At 64.3% G+C, this 13,472-nt stretch carries 10 protein-coding genes; 2 read left to right on the top strand and 8 right to left on the bottom strand.

The window, feature by feature from the left end:
* Positions 1–60: 60 nt before the first annotated feature.
* The gene (gene pmbA / locus DOM32_RS15165) at positions 61–1,401 is read right to left on the bottom strand and encodes a metalloprotease PmbA (protein WP_110635888.1); all 1,341 of its coding nucleotides are present in this window, start codon (positions 1,399–1,401) and stop codon (positions 61–63) included.
* 125 nt (positions 1,402–1,526) lie between these two features.
* On the opposite strand from pmbA, the gene yjgA reads away from it, so the two are divergent.
* Positions 1,527–2,042: a ribosome biogenesis factor YjgA gene (yjgA, locus tag DOM32_RS15160; protein WP_071232906.1), complete on the top strand. Its 516-nt coding sequence runs from the start codon at positions 1,527–1,529 to the stop codon at positions 2,040–2,042.
* 133 nt (positions 2,043–2,175) lie between these two features.
* Here the strand turns inward: yjgA and tldD are convergent, their stop codons facing one another.
* The 7 genes from tldD to DOM32_RS15125 form a co-directional block, all read right to left on the bottom strand.
* On the bottom strand, positions 2,176–3,630 hold the full coding sequence (gene tldD, locus DOM32_RS15155) for a metalloprotease TldD (RefSeq protein ID WP_110635915.1): 1,455 nt from the start codon (positions 3,628–3,630) through the stop codon (positions 2,176–2,178).
* Between the two features lie 11 nt (positions 3,631–3,641).
* On the bottom strand, positions 3,642–7,643 hold the full coding sequence (locus tag DOM32_RS15150; protein ID WP_167400675.1) for a YhdP family phospholipid transporter: 4,002 nt from the start codon (positions 7,641–7,643) through the stop codon (positions 3,642–3,644).
* A gap of 28 nt (positions 7,644–7,671) precedes the next feature.
* A complete protein-coding gene (gene rng / locus DOM32_RS15145; RefSeq protein ID WP_071232908.1) occupies positions 7,672–9,135 on the bottom strand; it encodes a ribonuclease G in 1,464 nt (487 codons plus the stop codon).
* Positions 9,136–9,391: 256 nt separating this feature from the next.
* A complete protein-coding gene (locus DOM32_RS15140; RefSeq protein ID WP_110635881.1) occupies positions 9,392–9,994 on the bottom strand; it encodes a Maf family protein in 603 nt (200 codons plus the stop codon).
* A 188-nt stretch (positions 9,995–10,182) separates the two neighbouring features.
* On the bottom strand, positions 10,183–10,662 hold the full coding sequence (mreD, locus tag DOM32_RS15135) for a rod shape-determining protein MreD (protein ID WP_071232910.1): 480 nt from the start codon (positions 10,660–10,662) through the stop codon (positions 10,183–10,185).
* Between the two features lie 2 nt (positions 10,663–10,664).
* A complete protein-coding gene (mreC, locus tag DOM32_RS15130; protein WP_276232420.1) occupies positions 10,665–11,636 on the bottom strand; it encodes a rod shape-determining protein MreC in 972 nt (323 codons plus the stop codon).
* Positions 11,637–11,692: 56 nt separating this feature from the next.
* Complete coding sequence (locus DOM32_RS15125; RefSeq protein ID WP_071232911.1) at positions 11,693–12,730, bottom strand: rod shape-determining protein; 1,038 nt, start codon at positions 12,728–12,730, stop codon at positions 11,693–11,695.
* Between the two features lie 270 nt (positions 12,731–13,000).
* Between DOM32_RS15125 and gatC the strand changes: the two genes are divergently transcribed.
* Complete coding sequence (gene gatC, locus DOM32_RS15120) at positions 13,001–13,291, top strand: Asp-tRNA(Asn)/Glu-tRNA(Gln) amidotransferase subunit GatC (RefSeq protein ID WP_071232912.1); 291 nt, start codon at positions 13,001–13,003, stop codon at positions 13,289–13,291.
* Positions 13,292–13,472: the final 181 nt, after the last annotated feature.

Raw genomic sequence — 13,472 nt, 5'->3', positions numbered from 1 at the left:
GCTCGTAGCTGCTGTTTAGCGCCCCGAAGCCGGCGCAGTCGTAGCCCGTAGCTCCAGCGTCTACTGCCCCGCGATGGTCATCGAGTCGAGCAGCCAACTACCGGTCTGGATGCTGCCGCGGCGGTCGATGTCGTCACCCACGCCCTGCAGGCCGGCGAACATATCGCGCAGGTTGCCCGCCACCGTGAACTCCTCCACCGGATGAGAGATCTTGCCATTCTCGATCCAGAAGCCCGCAGCGCCCCGCGAGTAGTCCCCGGTCACCGGATTGAGTCCCTGACCCATCATTTCGGTCACCATGATGCCCGTCCCCATCTGCTGCATCAGGTCTTTCAGCGAGGTGGTCGGTGCCTGGATGCGCACGTTACGCGCGCCGCCGGCGTTGCCGGTGGTCTCTAGCCCCAGCCGGCGAGCGCTATAGGCGGCCAGCATGTAGCTCGCCAGCCTGCCGCGATCGATGAAGACATTGTCACGCGTGGCCACGCCGTCGCCATCGAACGCGGCACTCGCCAAGCCACCGAGCTCGCGCGGATGTTCGCCCAGCGAGAACCACTCGGGAAACAGCGTCTCGCCCAACTGGTCGCAAAGAAACGAGGATTCGCGATAAAGCGCACCGCCGGCAATGCTATTGAGCAGGTTGCCGACCAATCCGCGCGCCATGTCCGGCGCCAGCAGCACCGGCAAACGGCCGGTCTTCGGGCGCTGGCCGCCCAGCCGGCGCAGGGTGCGCTCGGCGGCGCTGATGCCCACCGACTCGGGGCTTGCCAGATCGCTGGCCCGGCGCGCCGTGGTGAAATCATGATCGCGCTGCATGCCATCCCCACTGCCCCCGATCAGCAGACACGAGAGCGAGTGCCGCGTGCCACGCTTGCTGCCCAGAAAGCCGTGACTGTTGGCGTAGACCGTGACCACCTCGGAAGAAGACAGGCTCGCTCCCTCCGAGTTGGTGATGCCCGGCTGCTCGCGGCCGGCCGTTTCGCAGCGCAACGCCAGCTCGATCGCCTCGTCCGTGCTCAACGCCCAGGGATGATGCAGATCCAGATCCGGAAGATCGGTCGCCATCAGTTCGGCGTCCGCCAGCCCCGAAGCCGGATCCTCGCCGGTATATCGCGCGATCGAAATGGCTTTCTCGACCGCGGCAAGAATGGAGGCATCGCCCGCATCCGACGAGGAGGCGTTGCCCTTGCGGTTGCCCACGTACACCGTGACCGCAATGCCTTGATCGCGGGAGAGCTCCACGGTCTCGGTCTCGCCGAGACGCACGCTCACGCCCAGCCCCTGGTCGACGCTGGCACCCACCTCGCAGGCGTCCGCTCCCAGTCGTTTGGCGAGCTCCAGCGCCATGCCGGCGCGCTCCTCGAGACGCGACTGCTGCGCCTCGGCATTGAAAGCTTGACTCATCTCGGACTCCTGATTCATGAAACTCGGATCATCGACATTCGGACCTGGGCATGATGAACCCATGCGTTGGCGTGCGGGTTCACACTGATATACTGCGGCCTTCATTCGTCGCTTGGGGTAACAACATGGGCAAGGGTTCGGACAACGACATGGCTTTCGAGGACGACGCACCTCCCAGCAAGAGCCAGCTCAAACGCGAAATGCAGGAGCTGCAGGCACTGGGCGAACGCATCATCGCGCTGGACCCGGCCGTGCGCGCTCGACTGCCGCTATCCGACGACATGCGTGACGCTGTCGAGGAAACCGGGCGCATCCGTTCCCACGAAGGCCGCCGTCGCCACATGCAGTACGTCGGCAAGGTCATGCGCAAGGAAGATCGCGAGGCGATCCGGGCCGCCTTCGAGGAGATCGACCAGGAGCATGCCCAGCGCAACGCGGCTTTCCACCGGCTCGAGCAGCTCCGCGATCGCCTGATCGACGATGACGCCGCACTGGAGCCGTTCATCGAAGCGCATCCCCAGGTCGATCGCCAGGCACTGCGCCAGCTGATTCGCAACGCTCGCAGCGAGAAGCAGCGCGGCAAGCCGCCCGCCAGTTCGCGCAAGCTGTTCCAGCTGATTCGCGATACCGTCGGGCTCTGAGCGCCAGCCGCGACGCTCCGGCCTCGGCAAACAGTCGAGTTACGCATCCTCTGCACTCGTGGCTCGTGGCTCGTGGCTCGTGGCTCGTGGCTCGTGGCTCGTGGCTCGTGGCTCGTGGCTCGTGGCTCGTGGCCTAGGATGCCGTACCACCGACCGTGATCTCGTCCAGCTTCAGCGTCGGCTGGCCTACGCCGACCGGTACCCCCTGCCCCTCTTTTCCGCAGACTCCGATGCCGCTATCCAGCGCCATGTCGTTGCCGATCATCGAGACATGCGACATGGCCTCGGGACCATTGCCGATCAGTGTGGCGCCCTTGACCGGTGCCGTGATCCTGCCGTCCTCGATCAGATACGCCTCGGAGGCGGAAAACACGAACTTGCCGGACGTGATGTCCACTTGGCCGCCGCCGAAGCTGACCGCATAAATGCCGCGCTTGACGCTCTTGACGATCTCTTCCGGATCGTCCTGGCCCGCCAGCATGTAGGTGTTGGTCATGCGCGGCATGGTGACGTGGGCGTAGGATTCCCGACGCGCGTTGCCGGTGGGCTTCATGCCCATCAGCCGGGCGTTGAGCTTGTCCTGCATGTAGCCGGTGAGAATGCCATCCTCGATCAGCGGCGTGTACTGGCCCGGCGTCCCCTCGTCGTCGATGCTGAGCGATCCGCGACAATCGGTGAGCGTGGCATCGTCCACCACCGTGACGCCCTTGGCGGCGACTCGTTCACCCAGGCGACCGGAAAAGGAGGAGCTTCCCTTGCGGTTGAAGTCGCCCTCGAGCCCGTGACCCACCGCTTCATGCAGCAGGATACCGGGCCAGCCATTGGCCAGCACCACCGGCATCTGGCCCGCCGGCGCGGCCACCGCGTCCAGATTGACCAGTGCCTGGCGAACCGCTTCGCGAGCGTACTTGTCGGCCACGTTCTCTTCGCGCAACCGCTCCATGGAATAACGGCCGCCACCGCCGGCGCTGCCCCGTTCGCGCTTGCCGTCCTTCGCCACGATCACGTTGACGTTGAAGCGCACCAGCGGACGGATATCGGCCGCCAGCGTGCCGTCGCTGGCGCATACCAGCACCACTTCGTGAACACCGGTCAACGATGCGCTGACCTGTGTCACGCTGGGGTCTGCCGCCCGCGCCACGCGATCCGCCTGCTTGAGCATGGCGATCTTGTCCTCGGCGCTCAACCCGCTCAACGGGTCGATGCCCTGATAGCGAGAGGCCGCCGCAGCGACCTGGATCGACTTCGGGGCGTGCCGCTGGCCGCTGCGGGCGATGCCAGAAGCCGTGCGCCCGGTATCCAGCAGGGCGTCCTGGCTGATCTGGCTGGAGTAGGCGAATCCGGTCTTCTCGCCGGAGAGCGAACGCACGCCGACGCCGCCATCGATGCTGTAGCTGGCGTCCTTGACCTCCCCATCCTCCAGTACCCACATCTCGTGCCAGGTGCGCTGGAAAAAGAGATCGGCGTAATCGATGCCGACGCCCATGGCGTGGCCGAGGCCGACATTCAACGATTCCACGTCCAGCCCACCCGGGGTCAACAACAGCGTCGACGCCTGCTTCAGGGCATCATCACTCGTTTGTCTCATCGGACTCAGTGTCATTGGGCACTTTCCAGGTTGATGTTCGGCGAGGACCAGGGGCCCTCGATGCGATAGTAAATCTGCGTCGCCCGATCCAGCCAGCGGCCGAACAGCTGGTCGAAGACGAACAGGCCGACCCCGACCTGCGGCGCGCCGGCCATGACCGCGACGAGCGGCAGATTCTGGCTCACGGGAACGGTGATCCCGAGACGCTGATCCAGCGTCTGGCGATTGAGATCGACGCTGCCGGCCAGCGTGAACCGGGTCGCGGTGCCATCGATCACGATCGGCCCTTCGGTCTGCAGACGCCCGTTGTACAGGGTAGCGCTGCCGTTGAGGCCATTGAAAGAGGTACCACCGCTGGTGACATCGGAGAAATCCAGTTGCAGACGCCGCAGGATATTGTCGAGATTGAAAAGCCCCACCAGCTTGGCCCCGGACGAATGGATCTGACGCAGCCGCCCGTTGCCCATCGTGGCCTGAACCCGCCCCGTCGACAGCGGCAGGGCAAACTGCCAGGGCGCACCCGGCCAGGATAGCTGGAGATCGACCTCGGCGCTTTCACTGGTGATCGGCACCTGCTGATTCAGCACACGGAACACGCTCCCGACATCGCCACCGCTGGCCTGTAGCCGGGCCCGGCTCAGGCTCGCGCTCCCGGCGGCTTCCCAGTCGAGCGATCCCGACAGGTCCAGTTCGCCCAGAGAAAGCGTCAATGGCTCGACGATCAACCGTTGCTCGTCGGCCTGCCAGGTCGCTTCCAACGGCCCGAATCGCTGCCCCTGGCGCTCGAACTCCGCGACGCGCACGTGGCCCGCTGGCGCCTTGGCAAGCTCTGCAGGCAGCGCAATCGGATGAGGCGCGACTTCGATCTCGCCCATCAGGTTCGATGCCTGGTCTTGATCTTCCGCTTTCCTGGGCGTCAGCGCATCGAGATTGAGTCGCTGCAGGTCGACATCGATCGGCATCGCTGCCTCTGGCTGCCAGCTGGCCTCGCCAACGGCGATACCGCCATCGAGCGATAGCCGCCAGCCATTGGAAAGCGGTGCGGCGTCGACCTGCAAGCCCCCGAGACAGCGACCTTTCACCAGAATGCATGGCGTCGACAGCGCCACCCGCTTGAGCCCGCCACCCTCGTTCACAGGCTGGACGTCCGGATTTTCGACATCCTCTTCCAGCGTGGTCTCGGGGCGGCTTTCCGGCGTCGAATTCGCCTCGGTAGCCCCCAACTGGGTCAGCGCCTGGGCCCACCGCTGCGTATCCACGCGGTCCGGGCGCCACAGCACATACCAGCCCGGCTCGCTGGGCCAGGCCGCTTGTTTGCCCGGCCACCCTTCCAGCCATACCTGCCCCTGCGCCTGATCCTCGATCGTGCGCCAGCGCGCGTGCCCCCAGCTGCCCAGCGTCACGCTGCCGGTACCCGCGGCGATATCGGCATCGATCGCCAACGGCTCCCTGGCCTTGGATACCTTGCCGAATGGCGGCGGCAACGCAATTGCCAGCCCCTGCAGGTCACTACGCAGCGTCAGGCTGGTGCCGCTATTGGAATCGCCCTGGTCCTTGGAATCGCCCTGGTCCTCGAAAACCACGCTGGCCTGATAAGGAAAGGAACCGCTCAGCAGGCCATCGACACGGGCCAGACCGGCCCATTCGAGCAGCCCGCTCCCCCGCATCTGCCCCTCGAACGCGATACCGCTGGGGCCATTCCGGTAGCCACCGATGTTGAAGTGAGCCTGGGTCGATCCGTCGAAAGCACGGGCGTTCAGATCCCCCGTGACGTAGTCCTCGCCTTTTTCACGACGATAACGCAAGTCGCCGCCAATATCGTTCAGCGTCAATTGCAGTTCGGGAAAGGTCAGCCTCTTTGCGTCGACCTGCCCCTGGATATCGACCATCATGTCGGTCTCGGCATCGCTCTCCTCGGTCATCGGCATGGCGACATGAAGCCTGGCATCGACCGCGCCCTCGCTCTGCCAGCGCGAGAACGTTTCGCTCATCGACTCCAGCGGTGCGTGAGCCAGAAAATCCAGCACGCCGCCACTACTGCCACTGACATCGCCGTCGATGCTCAGCTGCTTGTCGGCCAGCTTGACCACCGCGTTTCGCGTCGTCAGACCATGGCTGGTGGCATGTTCGATGTCGGCATCGAGATCCATGTTCTGCATCTGCAGGTGACCATAGACCCGCTCCAGCGCCGGCCAGTCCGGCGCGTACTGTAGCCGCCCGTCGGCGACGTCCAGCGACAGGGTGAAGTAGTCGTCCGGGTTGACGAACATCTTCCCTTCCGGCGCTTCCTTGTCGCTCAAGGTAACCGATAGCCCCAGCTTTCCCTGCTTGACGATGCCGCCGATATCGCCGCCGAACCACTCGCGCAGTTGCTCGTCATCGATCACCCGCGTCGGCAGCCACGACAGCACTCGCGAGTTTCGCGCATCGGCATTGGCAAAGGCGAGATCGAGGAGGAAGGTGCCGGGCTTGTCCTGGGCATCGTAGAGCGTCAGGCCGAATCGCCCTTCGGCACGGGCACCACGCCACCCCGCCTCGAGATTCTGGCCGCTGATGACGGCGCCCTGCCGGGTCAATTCGAAGTCGACCTGACCGCTGGCGTGGGAAAGATCCAGCGGATCGGCGTAGACGATGGGGATCGAGAACTGCGTCGATTCGTCTCCGGCAAAGGAAACCGTGCCACCACGCCCGCGAAAGGTGACCCACGCATCGACAGGGCCGCCACCGGGGATTTCGTTCCAGGCCGTTACCGAGGCTTTCTCGAGGGCACTCTGCGCATACCATTCCCCATGATCCTGCCCTACTTCGAGGCCGGCGACGTGACCGCGAGGGTCGAGCTGGATCAAGGTCTGGGAAAGCTCGAACGGCAGCGGCAGGTAGCGCAGGTAATCCGTCATGCCCGCCAGCTCGAAGGGCGCGCTGCGCAGCCGCCAGCCGCTGTCGGTGGATCGCGCCTGCAGCTGCTGCGGCCAGTCGATCGCCGCCAGCCCGGCATGGGAGAGCGTCAGGCCGTCCAGCCAGGCCTGCCAGTGGCCGTCCGTCCCTCTCTGCAGCCCCGCATCGAAGCCTAGCTGTGTCAGCGTCTCGGAGATTTCATTGCTGGTATCGACCACTCGGAGGGTTGGAATATCCACGGATAGACGGCCGTCGCGCAATCCGCCGTCACGCCACTCTCCTGTCGCGGATGCCTGCCCGTCGATCTCTCCCAGCGCCCTGGCCCAGTTCGAACTCGCCACCGCCAGCGCCGGCGACAGCGCAGCCAGATCGAGCGTTCCGGCGAAGCGCGCCTCGGGATGACTGGCGCCGCCGGGCGTATCCACGCCAGCGCCCTTGTCCTGATCGCCGTTCCCGATCGTCAGATGTAGCTGCCCGGCGTGTTCGTTTTCGACAGCCAGCGTCGCCTGAATCGACGCCTGACTGCCTCGACTGGCCAGCGCCAGTTGCGATACCGAAACCCGCGCTTGCTCGCGCTGCCCATCCTGCTCGCGCTGTCCATGCAGCACCAGCGTGACATCCTCGAATGTCGCCTGCTGGCGCATCAGCGTGCGCAGCCAGCCATCGACGCCGAGTGAAGACGAAGATTTCGAATCGTCGGAACCGCCGAACCAGCGGCTGCCCGCGCCGTCCGGCCAGGCCCACTGTCCATCGGCGGTCTGGTAGAGATGCAGCGTCATGCCATCGATTTCGCCACCCCGAATCACCGGCACGCCCAGCTGCCAGCTCGCCAGAGTCTCGAGACGGCCTGCCGCGTGGTCGATACGGAACAGTGGCTGGCCGCTTTCGCTGGTCAGGCGAAGATCGTCGACTGCCAGACGAGGATTCCAGTGGTGAACTGCCAGCGACAGTCGGCCGAATTCGGCCTGGGCATCGAGCTGATGTTCCAGCGTCGAGGCAAGCCAGGGACTCAGCCTGTCGATCTGCCACGCCGCCAGTCGAACGCCGGTCGAGAGCACGGCGACGACGATGGCGACGAGAGCGACCAGCGTCAGCAGCCAGCGCCATGTCAATCGCAAACGAGTGATCCACGGACGGCTCATCGGCTCACATCAGTACGATGTCGTACTGTTCCTGGGAGTAGTGGGCCTCGACCTGAAAGCGGATGGTCTTGCCGATGAAGGACTCGAGATCGGCCACGGCGGCGGATTCCTCGTCCAGCAGACGATCGACCACGGATTGCGATGCCAGCACCATGTAGGTTTCCGGCGAATAGGCACGCTCTTCGCGCAGAATCTCGCGGAAGATTTCGTAGCAGACCGTCTCCGGCGTCTTCAGCGAGCCGCGCCCCAGACAGGTCGGACAAGGCTCGCACAGCGTCTGCTCGAGGCTCTCTCGGGTGCGCTTGCGGGTCAGCTGCACCAGGCCCAGCTCGGTGACGCCGGTCAGCTTGTTCTTGGCGTGATCCCGCTCCAGCGACTTCTCGAGCACGCGCAGTACCTGACGCTGATGCTCGAGCTCTTCCATGTCGATGAAATCGATGATGATGATGCCGCCGAGATTGCGCAGCCGCAGCTGGCGGGCAATGGCGGTGGCCGCTTCGAGGTTGGTCTTGAAGATGGTCTCTTCGAGATTGCGATGGCCGACATAGCCGCCGGTGTTGACGTCGATGGTGGTCATCGCCTCGGTCTGGTCGATGACCAGATAGCCGCCGGACTTGAGCTGCACCTTGCGCCCCAGCGCCTTCTGGATTTCGTCCTCGACGCTGTAGAGATCGAAGATCGGCCGCTCGCCGGGATAGTACTCGATGCGCGACTCCATCGTCGGCATGAACTCCCGGGCGAACTCCTTGAGCTTGAAGTAGTTCTCGCGGGAGTCGATGCGCACCTTCTCGATCTGGTCCCGCATCACGTCGCGCAGGGTGCGAATGAACAGCGGCAGGTCGTCGTAGATCGGCGTCGCGACCGGCGCCGTGGCGCGTCGCTCGGCGATCTTCTGCCACAGACGCTGCAGGAAGACCATGTCGGCGAACAGCTCTTCCTGGCCGACGCCTTCGGCGGCGGTGCGAATGATGAAGCCACCGCAGCCTTCGTCCGGCAGCTCGGCCTTGCCGCTCTCGACCAGCGCCTTCAGTCGCTCGCGCTCGGTATCGTCCTCGATGCGCTGCGACACGCCGACATGAGGCGAATCCGGCATGTAGACGAGATAGCGGGAAGGAATGGAGAGATGGGTCGTCAGCCGCGCGCCCTTGGAACCGATGGGGTCCTTGGTGACCTGGACCACCAGCGGCTGCCCCGCGTAAAGCAGATGACTGATCGAGGCCGGTTCTTCATGGGGCGCATCGGGCGGCAGCACTTCGTTGACGTGGATGAACGCCGCGCGCTCGAGCCCGATATCGATGAAGGCGGCCTGCATGCCCGGCAACACGCGCACGACCTTGCCCTTGTAGATGTTGCCGACGATACCGCGGCGCCGGCTGCGTTCGATGAAGGCTTCCTGCAGCACGCCGTTTTCCACCACGGCAACCCGCGTCTCCATCGGAGTCAGATTGATCAGTACTTCACCGCTCATGCGGACATCCTTGTCAGAACCTGCCTACGATCTGCTGCGCGTCGGCCAGACATTGTTGAGTCGGAGCTTCGCGGAGACAACAGCCGGAGGCTGGCCCGTAGGGCGAGCGAAGCGAGTCAGACACTTTCGGAATGCTCATTTAACCCCATGTAAACTCCGCTTCCTAAAGTGTTTTCGCCCGAATTATCCAAAATCGAGACTCTAGCTCGCGAGGTCGTCAACGGATTCTCGCGAGTTGTTGGGGCCGTGCTCAGGATTATGACACAGCCCCGACACCATCCCACAAGGCGATGCCCTGAGCGCGCAGGAGTCCCGCCGTCTCGTAAAGCGGCAGCCCGACGACCGCCGAATAGCTTCCTTCCAGTCGCTCGACGAAGATTGCGGCGCGGCCCTGTATCGCGTAACCGCCGGCCTTGTCCGCCGGCTCTCCCGTCGCCCAGTAGGCGGCCATTTCCGCCTCGTCGATGCGGCGCATGGACACCCGAGTGGCAACGAGACAGTCACGCATACCGTGGGCGCCGATCACTGCCACGGCCGAGAGCACGCGATGGGTCCGCCCGGACAGCGCCGCCAGCATCTCGCGGGCGTGCGTCTCGTCGTTCGGCTTGCCGAAGATGGCGTTATCGCAGACCACCACAGTGTCCGCGCCCAGCGTCGGCAACGAACTGTCGACGTGGCCCGCCTCGGCCTTCTCGCGGGCCAGCCGGGAAACGAAATCCTCGGGCGACTCGCCCTCGCGGCGCGACTCGTCGATATCCGTGGGCGCCACCTCCACCGCCACACCGATCGATGAGAGCAGCTCGCGCCGGCGCGGCGAGGCCGATGCCAGGCGCAGCATGGGAATAGCGGTAGAAAGCATCCGAAGGCTCCAGGTGAAGACAGACCGAGGAAACGCTGTATCAATCGTCGAGCAGGATGAAGTGGACGGCACTCCATCGCAAGACGCCCGGAGCGCAGCAACCGGAGCCTAGGGGATATAGGTGAGAATTCCGGTCGGGCTGGCGCTCCAGCATCGCTTCGCCTGCGCAGACATTTAGGCAGTGTTTTCTAACCGATCCCCAGCCGGCGCCGCACCACCTGCATCATGGTGAAGAGCCACGGCCACAGCAGCCCGCCGATCAGTGCCGGCAGCAGGAATTCCAGGCTGACGGAGATCGGCCCGAAGATCGTGCGCAGCCACTGCTCCACCAGCTGCGCGATACCCAGGAGGATGAACACCAGCACCGCCTGCTGCCAGATCGAGTAGACCCGGAAGCGCTGATAGAGCAGCAAGAAGAGATAGGCCAACAGCGAGAGCACCAGCGCATTCTGCCCCAGCGGCGCGCCCTCGATCAGGTCGAGCATCAGGCCCAGCACGAACCCATGCAGCACGCCGACCCGCTGCGGCGTGGCGACACACCAGTAGGCCAGCAACACGCCCAGCCAGTCCGGACGCCATACCAGCCAGGCATCCGGCAGCGGCATCACCTGCAGGCAAAGCGCCAGCAGCAGCGTGAACCAGACGAAGAGATAACCGAACGGGCCCATGTTCACTCCTGCTCCGTCGACTGAAGCATCAGCGCTGCGGTCAACGCCTCTTCACTGATACGGTTGGCGTCGGGATGCGCCGGATCCCCCGGCCAGACCACCTGCCGCGCCATACGCTCCGGTCCGTCCAGCTTCACCTCGGGTCGTTCGGGGGGAAACAGCAGCAGGAAATAGCGCGATCGCTCGGGCTGGGCAATCGGCTCGGCCGACACCTCCATGAATGCCTGGCTCGACTCGCGCTTGACTTCATCCACCCGGGCCACCGGATATCCCTGCGGGAAACGCCCTCCCAGGCCGGAGGTCACCAGCAGGTCGCCTTCGCGGATGTCCGCCGTGGCCGGCACGCTGGGGATATTGAGCGTATCGAGTTGACCGGTGCCCTGGGCGATGAAGCGCAGACCGTTACGATTGATCTCCACCGGCACGGCGTGGTTGGCGTCGGCCACCATCAGCACGCGGCTGGTATAGGCGGATACCGACACTACCTGACCGATCAGCCCCGAGGCATCCATCACCGGCTGGCCGATGTAGACACTGTCGCGGCGACCGCGATTGATCACCATCTGCTGGGTGAACGGATCGGAGTCCAGCGACAAAAGCTCGGCGGTGATATAGGGCACGTCGGCAGGATTGGGCGCGTTCAGCAGCTCGCGCAGATGGATGTTCTCGGCGGTCAGGCTCGCCATGCGCTGCACGCGGTTGGAGAGCGTCAGCAACTGCTCGCGCAGCCGCCCGTTCTCGTCGATCAGCGCCTGCTGATCGGAGATCGCCATGGCGCTCCAGCGCACACCCTCGCTCGGCAGCGCCACCAGCCACTGAATGGGCGCCACGACCGTGGTCAAATGAGAACGTGCCGTCTCCACCGCACTGAAGCGATGTTCGGCAAACATCAGCCCGAATGCCAGTACCGCACACAACAGCATGCGGTACGTCGGTATCGGGCCGTAGGAAAACAGCGGTTTGATAGGCCTCACCCCCATCTACCGAGGACGGATGGCGCCACCGGTGGCGTCATCCGTCGCGGCTGGCCTCAATCGCTGGAGAGCAGTTCGAAGGTATGCTGATCGATCATCTCGAGCGCCTTGCCGCCACCGCGTGCCACGCAGGTCAGCGGATCCTCGGCGATGATGACCGGCAGGCCGGTTTCCTCGGCGATCAGCTTGTCGATGTCCCGCAACAGGGCCCCGCCACCGGTCAGCACCAGGCCACGTTCGGCGATATCCGAGGCAAGCTCCGGCGGCGACTGCTCCAGCGCACTCTTGACCGCGGTCACGATGGACGCCAGCGGCTCCTGCAGCGCATCGAGAATCTCGTGGGAGTTGAGCGTGAAGCTGCGCGGAATACCCTCGGCCAGATTGCGGCCGCGCACATCGATCTCGCGCAGCTCGCCACCGGGATAGGCACACCCGACCTCTTCCTTGATCCGCTCCGCCGTGGCTTCACCGATCAGGCTGCCGTAGTGACGGCGCACGTAGGAAGTAATTGCCTCGTCGAAGCGGTCGCCACCCACACGCACGGATTCGGAATAGACCACCCCGTTGAGCGAAATGATCGCGATCTCGGTCGTGCCACCACCGATATCGACGACCATCGATCCCTGGGCTTCCTCGACTGGCAGACCGGCACCGATCGCGGCAGCCATCGGCTCCTCGATCAGATAGACATCGCGCGCCCCGGCGCCCTCGGCGGACTCCTTGATCGCGCGGCGCTCGACCTGCGTCGACATGCAGGGAACGCACACCAGCACGCGCGGACTGGGAGTCAGGAAGGTGCTCTGGTGAACCTTGCGTATGAAGTGCTGCAGCATCTGCTCGGTAACGGTGAAGTCAGCAATCACGCCATCCTTCATCGGACGGATGGCGGTAATGTTACCGGGCGTGCGCCCCAGCATCCGCTTGGCGTCGAGACCGACGGCCGCAACACTGCGCATGTTGCCGGATTGGCGAATCGCCACAACGGAGGGTTCGTCCAGGACGATACCGCGACCGCGGACGTAAATCAGCGTGTTGGCGGTTCCCAGATCGATCGACAGATCGCTCGAGAACAGCCCCCGTAAACGTTTAAACATGGAAACTTTTACCTAGTCCAGACCGGAACCCTGTGCGGACGCAAACGGTATCACCGTGGGGGTAAAGCAGCAAGCGCGAGCCTGCCAGAGGGGGCGCGAATATGATAATGTCTCCTCCATTTCTTGACGTGGCGAACAGGAAGTCGCGAACCTTCGCGACCTTTTTTGCGACGAACGCTCAGAGACGAATCGTTCCGGAGACGCAACCGCCGCCGATACGGCGTCTCCGACACCAACGACGCGATGTCCCAACGAGAGGACCTTCACTACATGGCAATCGAACACGCAGACGTGTTGCGCGCAGCGCACCTGGCACGCCTGGGCCTCAACAGCGACGCCGAAGCTGCCGGCTATGTCGACGATCTGACCCGGATCCTGGAAATGGTCGACCGCCTGCAGGCCGTGGACACCGACGGCGTAGCCCCTTTGTCTCACCCGCTCGACGCCACTCAGCGTCTGCGACCGGACGAAGTCACCGAGACCAACCAGCGCGAAGCCTTCCAGGCCTGTGCGCCGGAAACGGCCGATGGCCTCTATCTGGTACCGCGCGTCGTCGAATAAGTTCGACGCTGTGAACAGCCGAATAAGTTCGACGCCGTGAATAGCCGAATGCGTTCGACGTCATGAACCGACAAACGAGTTCGACGCCGATGGCGAGACGACCAGGTTCGGCGCCACTTCTTCGATGGGCCGGCACCGTTTGTCACCCATTCTGCGTAGCGATTTGATTCAGGGAACTGCG

The sequence above is a fragment of the Salinicola salarius genome (genome assembly GCF_003206135.1).
GTDB lineage: Bacteria > Pseudomonadota > Gammaproteobacteria > Pseudomonadales > Halomonadaceae > Salinicola > Salinicola salarius.
The sequence above is the reverse complement of the archived record's forward strand: the minus strand, read 5'-3'. Positions and strand labels throughout refer to the sequence as shown.

Bases quoted from the DNA above. Each gene is read 5' to 3' on its own strand.
- pmbA (WP_110635888.1), bottom strand. From the start codon at position 1,401: ATGAGTCAAGCTTTCAATGCCGAGGCGCAGCAGTCGCGTCTCGAGGAG.
- yjgA (WP_071232906.1), top strand. From the start codon at position 1,527: ATGGGCAAGGGTTCGGACAACGACATGGCTTTCGAGGACGACGCACCT.
- tldD (WP_110635915.1), bottom strand. From the start codon at position 3,630: ATGAGACAAACGAGTGATGATGCCCTGAAGCAGGCGTCGACGCTGTTG.
- rng (WP_071232908.1), bottom strand. From the start codon at position 9,135: ATGAGCGGTGAAGTACTGATCAATCTGACTCCGATGGAGACGCGGGTT.
- DOM32_RS15140 (WP_110635881.1), bottom strand. From the start codon at position 9,994: ATGCTTTCTACCGCTATTCCCATGCTGCGCCTGGCATCGGCCTCGCCG.
- mreD (WP_071232910.1), bottom strand. From the start codon at position 10,662: ATGGGCCCGTTCGGTTATCTCTTCGTCTGGTTCACGCTGCTGCTGGCG.
- DOM32_RS15125 (WP_071232911.1), bottom strand. From the start codon at position 12,730: ATGTTTAAACGTTTACGGGGGCTGTTCTCGAGCGATCTGTCGATCGAT.
- gatC (WP_071232912.1), top strand. From the start codon at position 13,001: ATGGCAATCGAACACGCAGACGTGTTGCGCGCAGCGCACCTGGCACGC.